Annotated in this window: 11 protein-coding genes; 7 read left to right on the top strand and 4 right to left on the bottom strand. The window is 70.8% G+C overall.

Annotation, left to right across the window (positions count from 1 at the left end; all coding sequences use genetic code 11):
* Positions 1-3: 3 nt before the first annotated feature.
* Positions 4-1,701 (bottom strand): methyl-accepting chemotaxis protein, encoded by a 1,698-nt coding sequence (locus MKK53_RS24360; RefSeq protein WP_243931544.1) that lies wholly within the window; start codon positions 1,699-1,701, stop codon positions 4-6.
* A 363-nt stretch (positions 1,702-2,064) separates the two neighbouring features.
* Here MKK53_RS24360 and MKK53_RS24355 point away from each other — a divergent pair, with 363 nt between their 5' ends.
* Together MKK53_RS24355 and MKK53_RS24350 are read left to right on the top strand one after the other, a co-directional pair.
* Positions 2,065-3,189: a WcbI family polysaccharide biosynthesis putative acetyltransferase gene (locus tag MKK53_RS24355; RefSeq protein WP_243931543.1), complete on the top strand. Its 1,125-nt coding sequence runs from the start codon at positions 2,065-2,067 to the stop codon at positions 3,187-3,189.
* 72 nt (positions 3,190-3,261) lie between these two features.
* Complete coding sequence (locus MKK53_RS24350) at positions 3,262-4,269, top strand: alpha/beta fold hydrolase (protein ID WP_243931542.1); 1,008 nt, start codon at positions 3,262-3,264, stop codon at positions 4,267-4,269.
* Here the strand turns inward: MKK53_RS24350 and MKK53_RS24345 are convergent.
* The 3 genes from MKK53_RS24345 to MKK53_RS24335 all read right to left on the bottom strand — a co-directional run bounded on the left by MKK53_RS24345 (position 4,244) and on the right by MKK53_RS24335 (position 6,576).
* Positions 4,244-4,984 (bottom strand): RibD family protein, encoded by a 741-nt coding sequence (locus MKK53_RS24345; protein WP_243931541.1) that lies wholly within the window; start codon positions 4,982-4,984, stop codon positions 4,244-4,246. The two genes, MKK53_RS24350 and MKK53_RS24345, sit on opposite strands and share 26 nt — an antisense overlap.
* A 68-nt stretch (positions 4,985-5,052) precedes the next feature.
* Positions 5,053-5,820, bottom strand: a complete 768-nt coding sequence (locus MKK53_RS24340; protein ID WP_243931540.1) for an SDR family oxidoreductase — start codon at positions 5,818-5,820, stop codon at positions 5,053-5,055.
* Between the two features lie 45 nt (positions 5,821-5,865).
* Positions 5,866-6,576, bottom strand: coding sequence for a GntR family transcriptional regulator (locus MKK53_RS24335; RefSeq protein ID WP_243931539.1), 711 nt, complete (start codon positions 6,574-6,576; stop codon positions 5,866-5,868).
* A gap of 119 nt (positions 6,577-6,695) precedes the next feature.
* On the opposite strand from MKK53_RS24335, the gene MKK53_RS24330 reads away from it, so the two are divergent.
* The 5 genes from MKK53_RS24330 (at position 6,696) to MKK53_RS24310 (ending at position 13,375) form a co-directional block, all read left to right on the top strand.
* The gene (locus tag MKK53_RS24330; RefSeq protein WP_243931538.1) at positions 6,696-7,952 is read left to right on the top strand and encodes an ABC transporter substrate-binding protein; all 1,257 of its coding nucleotides are present in this window, start codon (positions 6,696-6,698) and stop codon (positions 7,950-7,952) included.
* 9 nt (positions 7,953-7,961) lie between these two features.
* On the top strand, positions 7,962-8,837 hold the full coding sequence (locus MKK53_RS24325; RefSeq protein WP_243931537.1) for a branched-chain amino acid ABC transporter permease: 876 nt from the start codon (positions 7,962-7,964) through the stop codon (positions 8,835-8,837).
* Between the two features lie 8 nt (positions 8,838-8,845).
* Positions 8,846-11,404 carry a branched-chain amino acid ABC transporter ATP-binding protein/permease gene (locus MKK53_RS24320; RefSeq protein WP_243931536.1) on the top strand — a complete coding sequence of 853 codons (2,559 nt, stop codon included), beginning with the start codon at positions 8,846-8,848 and terminating at the stop codon, positions 11,402-11,404.
* 115 nt (positions 11,405-11,519) lie between these two features.
* The gene (locus tag MKK53_RS24315) at positions 11,520-12,443 is read left to right on the top strand and encodes a 3-hydroxyacyl-CoA dehydrogenase (protein WP_243931535.1); all 924 of its coding nucleotides are present in this window, start codon (positions 11,520-11,522) and stop codon (positions 12,441-12,443) included.
* A 2-nt stretch (positions 12,444-12,445) separates the two neighbouring features.
* The gene (locus tag MKK53_RS24310; protein WP_243931534.1) at positions 12,446-13,375 is read left to right on the top strand and encodes a 3-keto-5-aminohexanoate cleavage protein; all 930 of its coding nucleotides are present in this window, start codon (positions 12,446-12,448) and stop codon (positions 13,373-13,375) included.
* The last annotated feature ends 108 nt before the right edge of the window (positions 13,376-13,483 follow it).

Here is a 13,483-nt window from a genome sequence, read left to right as displayed (position 1 = left end):
CGGTCATGCCGCACGCACGGTGTCAAGGAAGCGGGCGACCTCCGCCGAAAGGTGCTCGGACTGGCGGGACAGTTCGCCCGAGGCCGAGAGCACCTGCGCCGCCGCCGCGCCGGTATCCTCCGAGGCCCGGGCGACACCCGCGATGTTGCCCGTCACCTCCGTCGTGCCCAGGGCGGCCTGGGCCACGTTGCGGACGATCTCCTGCGTCGCCGCACCCTGCTGCTCCACCGCCGCCGCGATGGAGGTCGCCACGGCGTTGATCTCGCGGATCCGCCCGGTGATCCCGCCGATGGCCGACACCGCCTGATCCGTCACACCCTGGATCTCGCCGATCTGCCCGGCGATCTCCTCCGTGGCCTTGGCGGTCTGGTTGGCGAGTTCCTTCACCTCCGCGGCCACCACCGCGAAGCCCCGGCCCGCCTCCCCGGCCCGGGCGGCCTCGATGGTGGCGTTCAGGGCCAGCAGGTTGGTCTGGGACGCGATGTTCGAGATCAGCCCGACCATGTCGCCGATCCGGGCCGACGTCTGGCGCAGGGCCTGGACCAGGGTTGCGGTCTGGTCCGCCTCGCCCACGGCGGCCTGGGCGAGACTGGCCGAACCTTGGACCTGCCGGCCGATCTCCTGCACGGAGGTGCCGAGCTCCTCCGCCGCGGCGGCCACGGTGCCGACGTTGGAGGCGGCCTGTCCGGCGGCGGTGGCCACGGTGGTGGACTGGCTGGCGGTCTCGGCGGCGGCCGAACTCATCTGCTGGGCGGTGGCCTGCAGCTCCGTGGCGGAGGAGGAGACCATGCCGACGATCCCGCCGACCGCCGCCTCGAACCCGTCGGCCAGCTCGACCATGGTGCGCCTGCGCTCCCGGGCCGCCGCCTCGTCGGCGAGGCGCTTCATCTCCGCCTGCTCCACGGCTTTGCGGGAGACCATCTCCTTGATGCCCTCGACGGCCTTGCCGACCACGCCGATCTCGTCGCCGCGCCGGGCCTCGGCGATGTGCGCGTCGATCTCGCCCTGGGCCATGCGCTGGAGCACCGCGACGAGGCTGCCCAGCGGGCGGGCGATGCCGAACACGACGATGCCGACCGACAGGGCCATGGCCACGACCAGTCCGGCCACGGCGGAGCCGACCAGGATCATGATGGCCCCGCTGGCCGCGTTCCCGGCCGTATCGCGGGCGGCCTCGAATTCCTGGGTCAGCTTCGTGGTGCGCTTCAGGATCATCTCGCGCAGCTTCGTCCTGATGGGCGAAGCGTCGATGACGGCGATCTTCGCCGCCCCGCCGACGTCGTTCGCCATCCGCTGGGCGAGGGAGCGGTTCAGCATCGCCACGAGGCTGCTGATCTGTTCCCGCAGGCTTTCATTGGTCGCCACGCGTTCGGGGGAGTCGGCGATCGCGTTCAGGCGGTCGATCTCCCCCAGCGCCAGCTTCACCGCCGCCTCGTAGCGGTCCCGGTACGAGGCCAGTTTGTCCTCGCGCGTCTCGAGGATGGCGTTGCGCGCCTGAACTGATGCTTCGGTGGAGGCGATCTGGACCGTGAGGATATGCTGAAGGCGTTTGGCCTGCACGTCGGCCATGACGCGTGTCTGTTCGCTCAGGCTGAGGAGGTTGGCGCGGGCATAGACCACGAGTCCCGCCGCCACCACGGCGAGGATGACCAGCGGGACCGCGGCTTTGAGGACCAAGCGGGTATCACGAAGTAGATGCATAGAGCTCGTCTCGAATCATACGCAGAGGTGCCGGCGGGTCCGACGACGGAGGACGCGGGCCACCTGAGCGCATGATGCCGAACCTTGCCGAAGTGATACTGATTAAGTATGGTTAATCAGGTGTTTATTGAGCGCAATCGGGCAATCGAGGCGCAGGAAAACTGATCATTTTTGCAATATAACTGAAGGTTGAATGGATCAATTCCACACCACCGACAACCGACAGTCGAGAATTTATACCTCACTGCATCGGGAATTGCATTGCAAGTGGTGTTGTGGCCTTCGGGCCGGGGGCGGCATGGCAGGAGGCATCCCCGCTCGGCTCGGTTTGCCCGCCGAGTCGGGACATGCGAGAGACACGGCATGCCCAGCCTCGACACAGTTCGGCGCGCCCAATACTGGCTTTCGCAGATCGGAAAGCCTCGGGGACCGCGCGCGCCGCGCCTGCTCGTGCTCGGCGTCTGCCAAGCCGGCACGGTGGCCAAGGCGATGCGCTACCTGCTGCCGGACGCGCAGGTCGACTTCCTGTCCGTCTTCTCCATCGGACGCGGCCACCGCCGTCTGTCGGACCTGATCGCCCGGGCCGACCGCTACGACGCGGTCTTCACCCACATCTACCTGCCGCCCTTCCGGGACGGGGGTACGATCCTCGACCTGCGCGCGCGCCCGAACGTGTACGTGATCCCGACGATCGCCTTCGCCGCCTACCACCCGGACGTGGTCTCGATCGGCGTGCAGGACCACGCGACCCTGCGCGGCCTCCTCTCCGGGCCGATGGGCCATTCCCACTCGGCGGTCACGCTCTACGCCTACCTCGCGGGCTTCTCCGAGGCGCAGGCGCTGCGGTTGTTCTGCGAGCCGGTCTTCGAACGGCTCGGCTATTACGCGTTCTGGGACGAGTCCGTCGCCAGCCTGCGCCGGCTCGGGGCCGAGGCGGGATACGACCTCGACACCCACCTGACCCGCTGGGCGCGGCGCGGGTGCTTCATGCACTCGACCAACCACCCCAAGCTCTACGTGATGGCCGACATCGCCCGCGGGCTGCTGGACAAGGCCGGCATCCCGTTCGACGCCTGCGACCTGGATGCGTTCCTCCCCGACGACCTCGGCGGCATGGGAAGCTGGCCGGTCTATCCCGAGATCGGGCAGCATTACGGGGTGCCGGGCAGCGCCCTGTTCTTCAAGGCCGAAACGCCCCGCTCCGGCCCGGCCCGGACGATGACCCGCGCGGCCTACATCGCCGCGGCCTATGCCTATTACGAAAGGCGCCCGCGGGACGTCCTCGTCAGCCAGCGGGTGCAGGCGTGGCGGGGCGACCCCGCCACCGTCGATTTCCTCCGCGTCGCGGCCGGTCCCGCGCCGGATGCGGCCCCCCAGCCGGCCGGCGGGATGCCCTTCGCCGCGGGTCGCCGCGCCGGCCATGCCCCCGACGGATCGATCGTCGCAGGCGGGGCCGGGCGGCTTGGACGCGTTTCAGCACGGCTGTAGAGAGCCCGGGCCCGGCACCTTCGGTTCCGCGCTGCGTTGACGGACAGCCCTTCTCCCGACGCGTCCGCCCCGATGTGCTCCCTCGCTCGCCCCACCGGGCGCACCGCCCTCGCCTTCGTCACCTCGATGGGAGCCCTTGCCGTGGCACGGCGCGTCTTCGCCCGCAGCGCCATCCCGCTCCCCCCGGCGCTGCCCGCAGCCCTCGGCAGTGTGTCCGGGCCGCAGATCGGGACCGTGGCGTACTACGCCGCCCCCGAGGGCGCCGGGCGACCGCTGCTGCTGATCCACTCGATCAACGCCGCGGGCAGCGCCTACGAGACACGCCCGCTGTTCCTGCATTACGCCGGGTCCCGGCCCGTCTATGCCATCGACCTGCCGGGCTTCGGCTTCTCCGAGCGGAGCCGGCGGCGCTACACGCCGCGGCTCATGGCCGAGGCGATCCACGCCGTCGTCGCGCAGATCCGCGCCCGGCACGGCGGCGAGGCGGTGGATGCCATCGCGATCTCCCTGTCCTGCGCCTACCTTGCGCGGGCCTGCCTCGCCCGCCCGGCGGATTATGCCACCATCGGCTTCATCAGCCCCACCGGCTTCGATGGGCGCCTCTCCGGCGAGGGACCGCCGGACGGGCACCGGGGCCGTGACGTGGTCCGTGAGATCCTCGACCGGCGCCCCCTCGGCCCGGCCATGTTCGCCGCGCTGGCCAGCCGCGTCAGCATCCGGTTCTTCCTGGAGAAGACCTTCGGCGCCACGAAGATCGACGAGGGCCTGCTCGACTACGCCTACGCCACGACCCATCAGCCGGGGGCGGAGCACGCGCCGTACTGTTTCATCGCCGGCCATCTCTTCCCGACCGACTCGACACTGCTCTACGACCGGCTGCGCGGGCCGGTCTGGATGGTGCACGGCCAGCGGGGCGACTTCGTCGATTACCGCCTCGCCCCCCGTTTCGCGGACCGGCCGAACTGGCAGATCGACGCCCTCCCCACCGGCGCGCTGCCGCAATTCGAGCGGCTGCGCGCGGTGACGGATTCCTACGACGGCTTCCTCGCCGCGATCAGGCGCCCGAATCCACCCCGGTGATGCGGTAGCGCAGCCAGACGGTGCCATCGTCCAGCCGCTCGCAGGTTTCGAGGTCGAGCCTGCGGCGCTTGCCCATCGAATCGGCCTCCTCGCCCGCGAAGTCGAACAGGGCGGGGGTGCCCGACACGCCGTCCACGGCCGGCGCGAGGAGGAGGCTCAGCTCATCGATCACCCCGGCCCGCAGCATCGAGCCGTTGATGTGTCCGCCGCCTTCCACGAGCAGCCGCTCGATGCCGAACAGCGCCTTGAGCTTGCGCACGGCCAGGGCGAAATCCACCTCCCGCTCCCCGGCGAACAGGTAGGATTGGCCCCCGGCCTTCAGGGCGCGCAGGTGCGCGTCCGGCACGGATTCGGTCAGCACCACCACGACATGGTCGCCCGTGATCTCGTTGCGCGCCCCCCAGTCGAGGCGCCCGCGGGCGTCGAGGGCGACGGCGTAGCCCGACGCGTTCCGGGTGGCGACATGATCCTCCCGCGGCACCGGCACCCCGTCGTCGGCGGGCGCCTGCGGGAGCGGGTCCGCGCTGTCCGCGTAGCCCTGCATGGTGATGCGGCCGCACATCCAGGCATCGCCTTCGAGGGCGGCATGGATGCGCTCGTAGTGGCGGTCGGCGTCGGCGAGCCAGCGGCGGACCTTGATCCGTCCATCGACGGAGGTCGTCATGTGGCAGACGACGTGGGGGCGGTCGGCGTGGGAGGCGGTCTTCTGGTCCATGGTCGGCTCGCGGCGGTGCGACGGCAGGGTCGCCGGTATCGCGCCGGCTGCGGGGTTGGTTCCGGGGCTCACGACAGCATGCGGGTGTCGCCGTCGATCGAGATCGCCTGGCCGGAGATCGTGCGCCCCCGGTGCGAGGCCAGGAACAGGATCTGGTCGGCGAGCTGCCGGGCCGTCACGTACTCCTTCATCGAAACGAACGAGAAGGCGCGGGCCTCCATCTCCGCGAAGCCCGTGCCCTGCTGCTGCGCCTTGGCCTCCAGCACCCGGCGCTGGCGATCCCCCGCCACGAGGCCCGGCAGGATCGCGTTCACCCGGATGCCGGCCTCGCCCAGCTCGATGGCCAGCGACTTGGTGAAGCCGATCACCCCCCATTTCGCGGCGGCGTAGGGGCTGCGCAGGGCGAACCCGAATTTGCCCGCCGCCGAGGACAGGTTGACGATCGAGGCGTTGTCGCTCGCCCGCAGGTACGGCACCGCGAGCCGGGCGCAGTTGAACTGGCTCGTCAGGCACACCGTGAGGCAGCGGTCCCATTCCTCCGGGGCGATGTCCTCGACGCGGCCCGTCGGCCCGGCGATGCCGGCGTTGTTCACGAGCACGTCGAGGCCGCCGAGGTCACCCACCGCCGCCTCCATCATCGCCGACACCTGACCGCGCTCGCCCACATCCGTGAGGATGCGGCCCACTCCCGCCGGGAGGGCATCGAGGGCCTGCCCATCGACATCGCAGGTGAAGACCCGCGCACCTTCCTCAAGGAACGCGTCCACGATGGCCCGCCCGATCCCGTTGGCGCCCGCCGTGACCAGCACGCGCAAGCCGTTGATGCCGAGGTCCATGGTCCGTCCTGTTGGCTGGAGTGATGAAACGGTCGTTGCGGCCCGTCATGGCCGTTGCGCCTGCCGGAGCCCGCCCCGGGACAGGATGAATTCCGCCGCATCGCCGATATCGGCGGCGATGGCCGCCGCGGCGGCGGGGCCGTCCCGGGCTTCGATGGCGGCCACGGCCTCGGCATGGCGGCGCATGGCCGAGCCCTGCCGCAGCCGCCCGGGATGCGCACGCAGGTCGAGGTTGAGCACCGGCCCGGCCTTCAGCCACAGGCGGGCGATGATCTCCCGGAGCGGTTCGAGGCCGCAGGCGGCGTAGACCGCGAAATGCAGGTCGCGGTTGAGGACGACCGCGCGCGCCCCGTCCGGCCGCGCGGAGCCGGCCAGGGCGCGGAACGCCGCCTCCGCCCTCCGGATCTCGGCGAGCTCACCGGGGCTGCGCCGTTCGGCGGCCCGGGCGGCGGCCAGGCCCTCCACCGCCATGCGCGTCTCGGCCAGCGCACGGAACGCCTCCGGGGTCAGCACCGGCACCCGCAGCGCCCGGTTCGGCGCCACGTCGAGGGCGCCCTCGGCGGTGAGGCGGCTCACCGCCTCCCGCACCGGCATCACCGAGACGCCGAGCGCCGCCGCCGTCTGGCGCAGGGACAGCCGGTCGCCCGGCGCGAGACGGCCGGAGGCCAGCAGATCCGACAGGGCGTCGTAGGCGGTGTCCGCCAGGGTGCGCCGCGCGATCTGGGGGAGATCCGCCAGGGCGGGTGATGAACTCATGTGCCGACACTAGACGAATCCTGCACTATCGCGCTAGTGATGTGTGATCACAGTTCGGGCAGGCCGCAGAGCCACACAACGACCCGGCTGGAGGAAACGCCCAGGGGAGGCCGCTGGCCATGAGCCCACTCACCGATTCGATCTCGCGCCGTTCGCTGCTCCGGGCCGGCGGTGCCGCCCTCCTCGCCCCGGCCCTGGCCGCGCCGGCCCTCTCGCAGGGGCAAGCGGACGTGATCCGCTTCGGCCACCTGACGCCGCGCACCGGCTTCCTCGGCCCCCTCGGGGAGTTCGCCGTGCAGGCGGCCCAACTGGCGGTTGAGGAGATCAACGCCGCGGGCGGGATCAACGGCCGCAGGGTCGAGCTCCTGACCGAGGACAGCGTGAACCCGCAGACCGCCTCCGCGAAGGCCGAGCGCATGGTGCAGCGGGACAAGGTGGCCTGCCTGATCGGCGAGATCAATTCGGCCTCGGCGCTGGCGATCTCCCAGGTGGCCCAGCGCGAGAAGACGCTATTCATCAACACCGGCGCGAATTCGGACGCCCTGCGGGGGGCCGACTGCAAGCGGTTCATGTTCCACGTCGAGGCGCAGAACACCATGATGGTGCGCGCCGCAGGCCGGGCGCTGTTGGAGAAGGGCCTCGTCAAGGACAAGAAGATCTACACCCTGACGGCCGACTATGCCTTCGGCCACGACTTGCTGAAACAGGCCAGGAAGTTCCTGGCGGGCAACGGCGCCACCATCACGGGCGAAGACCTGATCCCCACCGAGCTGACGGATTTCTCGCCGTTCCTGCTCAAGATCCGCCAGAACCGGCCGGACCTGGTGATCTGCAACCTCGCGGGTGCGCAGATCACCAACTTCCTCAAGCAGTACAGCGAGTTCGGCCTGCCCTTCCCCGTGGCGGGGTTCGGGTTCGACACGGCCCTGGCCTGGGGCGCGGGCCAGGGCAACTTCCTCGGGACGTGGCCGGTGGTGTGGCACCACATGGTCCCGTCGCCCTCGGCGCAGAAGTTCGTGGCGGCCTTCAGGGCCAAGTACAAGCGCCCGCCCGAAAACCAGGCCTGGGGCGACTACACCGCCACCAAGATCCTCGCGCGGGCGATGGCGGAGACGAAGACGACCGATTCCCTGAAGATCGTGGAGTATTTCGAGGGCGGCGCGAAGTTCGACATCCACAAGTCCCGGGAGGGTTATTTCCGGTCGTGGGACCACGAGCTGATGCAGGAGATGTACGCCATCACCGCCCTGCCGCCGGAGACGATCAAGAACGCCTACGACATCTTCACCTCGACCGGCCCGCTGCCGGGGCCGGGGGAGAGCCTGGAGCTCCTCGCGACCACGCGGGAGGAGAATGCCTGCACCTTCCCGGCGTGAGGTGAGGCGATGACGCTCGTCTTCATGCTGGAGCAGGTGCTGAACGGCCTGCTGATCGGCGTCCAGTATCTGCTGATCGCGCTCGGCCTGTCGCTGATCTTCAGCCTCGGCGGCATCGTCAACCTCGCCCACGGGGCGTTCTACGCCATCGGCGCCTACCTCACCGTGGCGCTGGCGCCGCAGATCGGCTTCGGCGGGGCGCTCGTCGCCTCCCCCCTGGCGGTGGGGTCGATCGGGCTGGTGGTGGAGCGGTTCCTGCTGCGGCGGTTCTACCGGGGCGACCCGGCGCTGGGGCTGCTCCTCACCTTCGGCCTCGCCATGGTGGCCGAACAGGCCCTGCGCATGGCCTTCGGCGCGGCCCCCCTGCCCTTCGGCATCCCGCCCTGGCTGCGCGGGCAGGTCTTCATCGGCGACCTGATCTATTCGCGCTATCGCCTCGCGATCCTCGTCGTCGCCGTGGTCTGCGTCCTCGGCCTGTGGCTCCTGCTGACGAAGACCAGCTTCGGCCGTGTGGTGCGGGCGGGGGTGCAGAACCCCGACATGGTGGCTGCGCTCGGCATCTCGCTCCGGCCGTACATGACCGCCGTCGTCGTGATCGCCACCGGCCTCGCGGGGCTGGCCGGCACGATGATGGCCCCGGTGACGGGGGTGCAGCCGGCCATGGGGGCGGAGATCCTCACCTTCGCCTTCGTGGTGGTGGTGATCGGCGGGCTCGGCTCGTTCTGGGGCGTGGTGCTGGCGGCGCTGATCGTCGGCGTGGTGCGCGGCCTCACCGCCTACGCCTACCCGCCCGCCACGGAGGCGGCGGTCTACGGCCTGATGGTGCTCGTGCTGCTCCTGCGGCCGCGGGGACTGTTCGGCGAACACATCGCCCGGTTCGAGTGAGAGGCGCCATGTCCCAGACCGCCGAGGCCCTTCCCCTCGCCCCGCCCCAGCGCGGCGGCCTCGTCCGCGAGAGCCGCCAGCTCTGGGTCGCCCTGGCTGCGCTCGCCGTCCTGCCCTTCGCCCTCGACGCGATCGGCCTGACGATGATCACCGCCATCGACGTGGTGATCTTCGCCCTCGCCGTCCTCGGCCTCAACATCCTCGTCGGCTGGACCGGCCTCGTCTCCTTCGGCCACGGGGCGTGGTTCGGCATCGGCGCCTACGCGGTGGCGATCCTCCAGACCCGACTCCTGCCGGGGGACATGGCCCTGCCCCTCCTCGGCGCCCTGGCGATCACCGCCGGCTGCGCGCTCGCGGCCGGGGGGCTGATCCTGCGGCGCCGGGGCGTCTACTTCTCCCTGCTGACGCTCGCCCTCACGGCGATGCTCTACGCCATCGCCTTCCGCTGGACGGACCTGACCGGCGGCGAGAACGGCATCGGCGGCGTGCGCCGCTGGGACGCCCTCGACGCGCCGGGCCCGCTCTACGCCGCCGTCGCATCCATCGCCGCCCTGGTGCTGTTCGGCCTCTGGCGGTTCCGCCGCTCGCCGATGGGCACGGTGCTGGTGGCGATCCGCGAGAACGAGCAGCGGGCCGGCTTCCTCGGCTACGCCACCGACCGCTACAAGCTCGCGGCCTTCGTGCTCTCGGCCACGATCACCGGCTTGGCGGGGGCGCTCTCGGCCTACAACCACCGCTTCGCTTCCGCCGATCCGATCTCCATCGCCTTCTCCGGCGAACTGCTCGCCATGACGGTGATCGGCGGGATGCGCTCGTTCCTCGGGCCGGCGATCGGCGCCCTGTTCTTCATCCTGTTCCGGGAGTTCCTGTCGATCTACACCGGCGACTGGCTCCTGTATTTCGGCCTGCTGTTCGTCGCCTTCATCGTGCTGTCGCCGGACGGGCTCGTCGGCATCGGCACGCGGCTCATGAAGCCGTTCCGCAGGGCGTCCACCGAGGGGGCAGCCATGGCTGCGCGCCGGGCCGGGGCGAGCGGGCGCGTGCCGCCGCGCTTCATCGCCGGCGGCGCGGGGACGGGGCCGGTCCTCGTGGTGGAGGGCATCGCGAAGCGGTTCGGGGCGGTGGCGGCGGTGCGCGGCGTCTCCTTCGCCGTCGCCGACCGGACGCTGCACGCCCTGATAGGCCCCAACGGCGCGGGCAAGACCTCCGCCTTCAACCTGCTCTCGGGGCTCTACCACCCCGATGCCGGGCGCATCACCCTCGACGGGCGCGATGTCGGGGGCCTCGAACCCGACGCGATCACCCGGGCGGGGATCGGGCGGTCGTTCCAGATCACCAACCTGTTCCCCGGCCTGTCGGTGCAGGAGAACGTGCGCCTCGCGGTGCAGGCCCGGCACCCGTCGCACTTCAGCCCCTGGCGGGACGCCCTCGCCCTCGGCGAGATCGCCGACGACACCGCCGAATTGCTGCGCTGGACCGGCCTGTCGGGAATCGAGCGGGCGGAGGCCGGCAGCCTGTCCTACGGCGGGCAACGGCTCTTGGACATGGGGCTGGCGCTCGCCACCCGCCCGCGGGTGCTGCTGCTGGACGAGCCCCTGGCCGGGCTCGCCGCCGCCGAGCGCGAGCGGGTCGGCGACCTCATCAAGGCGCTCTCGGCCGACATCCCCGTCCTCCTCGTGGAGCACGACATCGACCGGGTGTTCCGCCTCGCCGACCGGGTGACGGTGATGGCCGACGGCGCGGTGCTGGTGGATGGCACCGTCGCCGACGCCCGCGACGACGCGAAGGTCCAGGCGGTCTATCTCGGCTCCGGCACGGAGGCCATCGCCGCGAAACCCCGGGCCAGCGCCGCCGCGAAGGAAGACCTGCTGACCATGGAGGGCGTGAACACCTTCTACGGCAAGTCGCACATCCTCAACGGCGTCGATCTCACCGTGCGCCGGGGGGAGGTGGTGGCGCTGCTCGGGCGCAACGGCGCCGGCAAATCCACCTTGCTCAAGACGCTGATCGGCATCGCCCCACCGGCCTCGGGGCGGATCGCGCTCGGCGGGGAGGACATCGCCGGCCTTCCGCCCGACCGCATCTCCCGGCTCGGCATCGGCTACGTGCCGCAGGGGCGGGCTCTGTTCGCGGGCATGAGCGTCGCCGAGAATCTCGGCCTGGGCCGTCTGCGGCGCCTGACCGGCGCGGGGATCCACTGGAACGAGGACAGGGTGCTCGAATTCTTCCCGCGCCTCAAGGAGCGCTGGACCGTCGATGCCGCCCGGCTCTCGGGGGGCGAGCAGCAGATGGTGGCCGTGGCCCGCGCCCTGTCCGGTGACACGCGGCTCCTCCTTCTGGACGAGCCCTTCGAGGGCCTGTCCCCGGCGGTGACGGAGGAGCTGTTCGAGGCGTTCGATCGCCTGCGCCGGGAACTGGCGATCATTCTCGTGGACCATCACCTCGACTTGGCGCTCGCCCTGTCGGACCGGACGGTGGCCCTGGAGCGGGGCGCCGTGCAGTGGACGGGTGAGTCTCGCCTGCTGCGGGACGATCAGGACCTGAGGCGCAAGGTGCTGTGGCTGTGATGTTTCCCGACAACCGCCGTCATTGCTTCGCTGCGCTCGCAATGACGGTCGGGGGCTTTCGGACGGCGCGACCGTGCCGTCCGCGCGGAGGAAACGCGGTGAAGCGGAGTACGCCATGACCGAATCCGTAGCCATCGTCGGCTCCGGCCTGATCGGCCGGGCCTGGGCCATGATCTTCGCCCGGGCAGGCTGGGACACCCGCCTGTTCGACCCCGCCGACGGTGTCGCGGCGGCGGCCGTGCCCCTCTGCGCCGAGGGGTTGCGGACGCTCGCCGCCCACGGCCTCTGCGACGATCCCGAAGGCGCCGCGCAGCGCATCCGCGCCGTGGGGGGGCTCGCCGACGCCCTGGCCGGTTGCACCTTCGTGCAGGAGAACGGCCCGGAGCGGGAGGACGTGAAGCGCGCCCTCTTCGCCGAGCTGGACGCCCACGCCCCGCCTGGGACGGTGATCGCCTCCTCGTCCTCCGCGATCCGCTGCTCGCTGTTCACGGAGGCGTTGCCCGGCCGCGGACGGTGCCTGATCGGCCATCCGGTGAACCCGCCGCACCTGATTCCCCTGGTGGAGATCTCCGGGGCCCCCTGGACGGACGAGGCCGCGCTCACCCGCGCCCGGGCGGTCTACGAGGCCATCGGCCAAGTGCCGGTCACCGTGCTGAAGGAGGTCGAGGGCTTCATCCTCAACCGGCTTCAGGGGGCGCTCCTGGCCGAGGCGTTCCGTCTCGCCGCCGAGGGTTACGTGACGCCCCAGGATCTCGACCGCACGGTGGCGGACGGGCTCGGCCTGCGCTGGAGCTTCATGGGCCCGTTCGAGACCATCGAACTCAATGCGCCCGGCGGTATCGCCGATTACTGTGCGCGCTACACCGGCTTCTACAAGCGCCTCGCCGCCGCGCCGCCGCCGCCCTCCGTGTACGAGGCGGAGGCGGTGGATGCGATCCTGCAGCAATGGCAGGCCCCCGCCGACCTCCCCGCGCGGATGCAGCGGCGGGACCGGCGCCTCGCGGCGCTGCGCGCCCACAAGAACGACCAGAAGGATTGAGCATGGCGACGCAACGCAAAGTCATCATCACCTGCGCGGTGACGGGGGCGATCCACACGCCCAGCATGTCCCCGTACCTGCCGGTCTCACCCGAGGAGATCGCCGACGCCGCCATCGGCGCCGCCGAGGCGGGGGCGGCCATCGTCCACCTCCACGCCCGCGACCCTCGGGACGGGCGGCCGGACCAGAGCCCGGAGGCGTTCGCGAAGTTCCTGCCGGTGATCAAGCAGCGCTCGAACTGCGTGGTGAACCTCACCACCGGCGGCGCGCCGACCATGTCCATCGAGGAGCGCGTCCGCCCGGCCGCGACCTTCAAGCCCGAAGTCGCATCGCTGAACCTCGGCTCGATGAATTTCGGCCTGTTCGGCATGCTCGACCGCTTCACCGACCTCAAGCACCAGTGGGAGCGGGACTACCTCGGCAACAAGGACATCATCTTCCGCAACTCCTTCGGCCAGATCGAGCACATCCTCACCACCTGCGGCCCGAACGGGACGCGGTTCGAGTTCGAATGCTATGACACGGCCCATCTCTACAACCTGAAGTACTTTTTCGACCGGGGTTTGGTGAAGGCGCCGCTGTTCATCCAGACCGTGTTCGGCCTCCAGGGCGGTATCGGCGCGCATCCGGACGACGTGATGCACATGAAGCGCACCGCCGACCGGCTGTTCGGGGACCAGTACCGCTGGTCGGTGCTGGGTGCGGGCCGCAACCAGATGAACATTGCCGCGATGGCGGCGGCGATGGGCGGCAACGTCCGCGTCGGCCTGGAGGACAGCCTCTGGGACGGCCCCGGCAAGCTCGCCGAGACCAACGCCGCCCAGGTCCGCCGGGTGCGCAGCATCATCGAGGGCCTGGGCCTCTCGATCGCGACCCCGGACGAGGCGCGGGAGATGCTGTCGCTGAAGGGCGGCGATCAGGTGGATTTCTGAGCGGCGCGGCATGGGTGGCGGTGAGGGGTGGGCGGCGCCCGCGTTGACCCCTTCGCCGTCATCGCGAGCGCAGCGAAGCGACCCAGGGAAGCGGGAGATTTGAGTGCG

It is taken from the genome of Methylobacterium sp. J-076 (assembly GCF_022829405.1).
Lineage (GTDB): Bacteria > Pseudomonadota > Alphaproteobacteria > Rhizobiales > Beijerinckiaceae > Methylobacterium.
Note: the sequence above shows the minus strand (reverse complement) of the source record. Positions and strands in the feature narration are given on the sequence as shown.

Excerpts from the sequence above, each read along its gene's own strand:
- MKK53_RS24360 (WP_243931544.1), bottom strand. The coding sequence starts at position 1,701 with ATGCATCTACTTCGTGATACCCGCTTGGTCCTCAAAGCCGCGGTCCCG.
- MKK53_RS24355 (WP_243931543.1), top strand. The coding sequence starts at position 2,065 with ATGCCCAGCCTCGACACAGTTCGGCGCGCCCAATACTGGCTTTCGCAG.
- MKK53_RS24350 (WP_243931542.1), top strand. The coding sequence starts at position 3,262 with ATGTGCTCCCTCGCTCGCCCCACCGGGCGCACCGCCCTCGCCTTCGTC.
- MKK53_RS24345 (WP_243931541.1), bottom strand. The coding sequence starts at position 4,984 with ATGGACCAGAAGACCGCCTCCCACGCCGACCGCCCCCACGTCGTCTGC.
- MKK53_RS24340 (WP_243931540.1), bottom strand. The coding sequence starts at position 5,820 with ATGGACCTCGGCATCAACGGCTTGCGCGTGCTGGTCACGGCGGGCGCC.
- MKK53_RS24335 (WP_243931539.1), bottom strand. The coding sequence starts at position 6,576 with ATGAGTTCATCACCCGCCCTGGCGGATCTCCCCCAGATCGCGCGGCGC.
- MKK53_RS24330 (WP_243931538.1), top strand. The coding sequence starts at position 6,696 with ATGAGCCCACTCACCGATTCGATCTCGCGCCGTTCGCTGCTCCGGGCC.
- MKK53_RS24325 (WP_243931537.1), top strand. The coding sequence starts at position 7,962 with ATGACGCTCGTCTTCATGCTGGAGCAGGTGCTGAACGGCCTGCTGATC.
- MKK53_RS24320 (WP_243931536.1), top strand. The coding sequence starts at position 8,846 with ATGTCCCAGACCGCCGAGGCCCTTCCCCTCGCCCCGCCCCAGCGCGGC.
- MKK53_RS24315 (WP_243931535.1), top strand. The coding sequence starts at position 11,520 with ATGACCGAATCCGTAGCCATCGTCGGCTCCGGCCTGATCGGCCGGGCC.
- MKK53_RS24310 (WP_243931534.1), top strand. The coding sequence starts at position 12,446 with ATGGCGACGCAACGCAAAGTCATCATCACCTGCGCGGTGACGGGGGCG.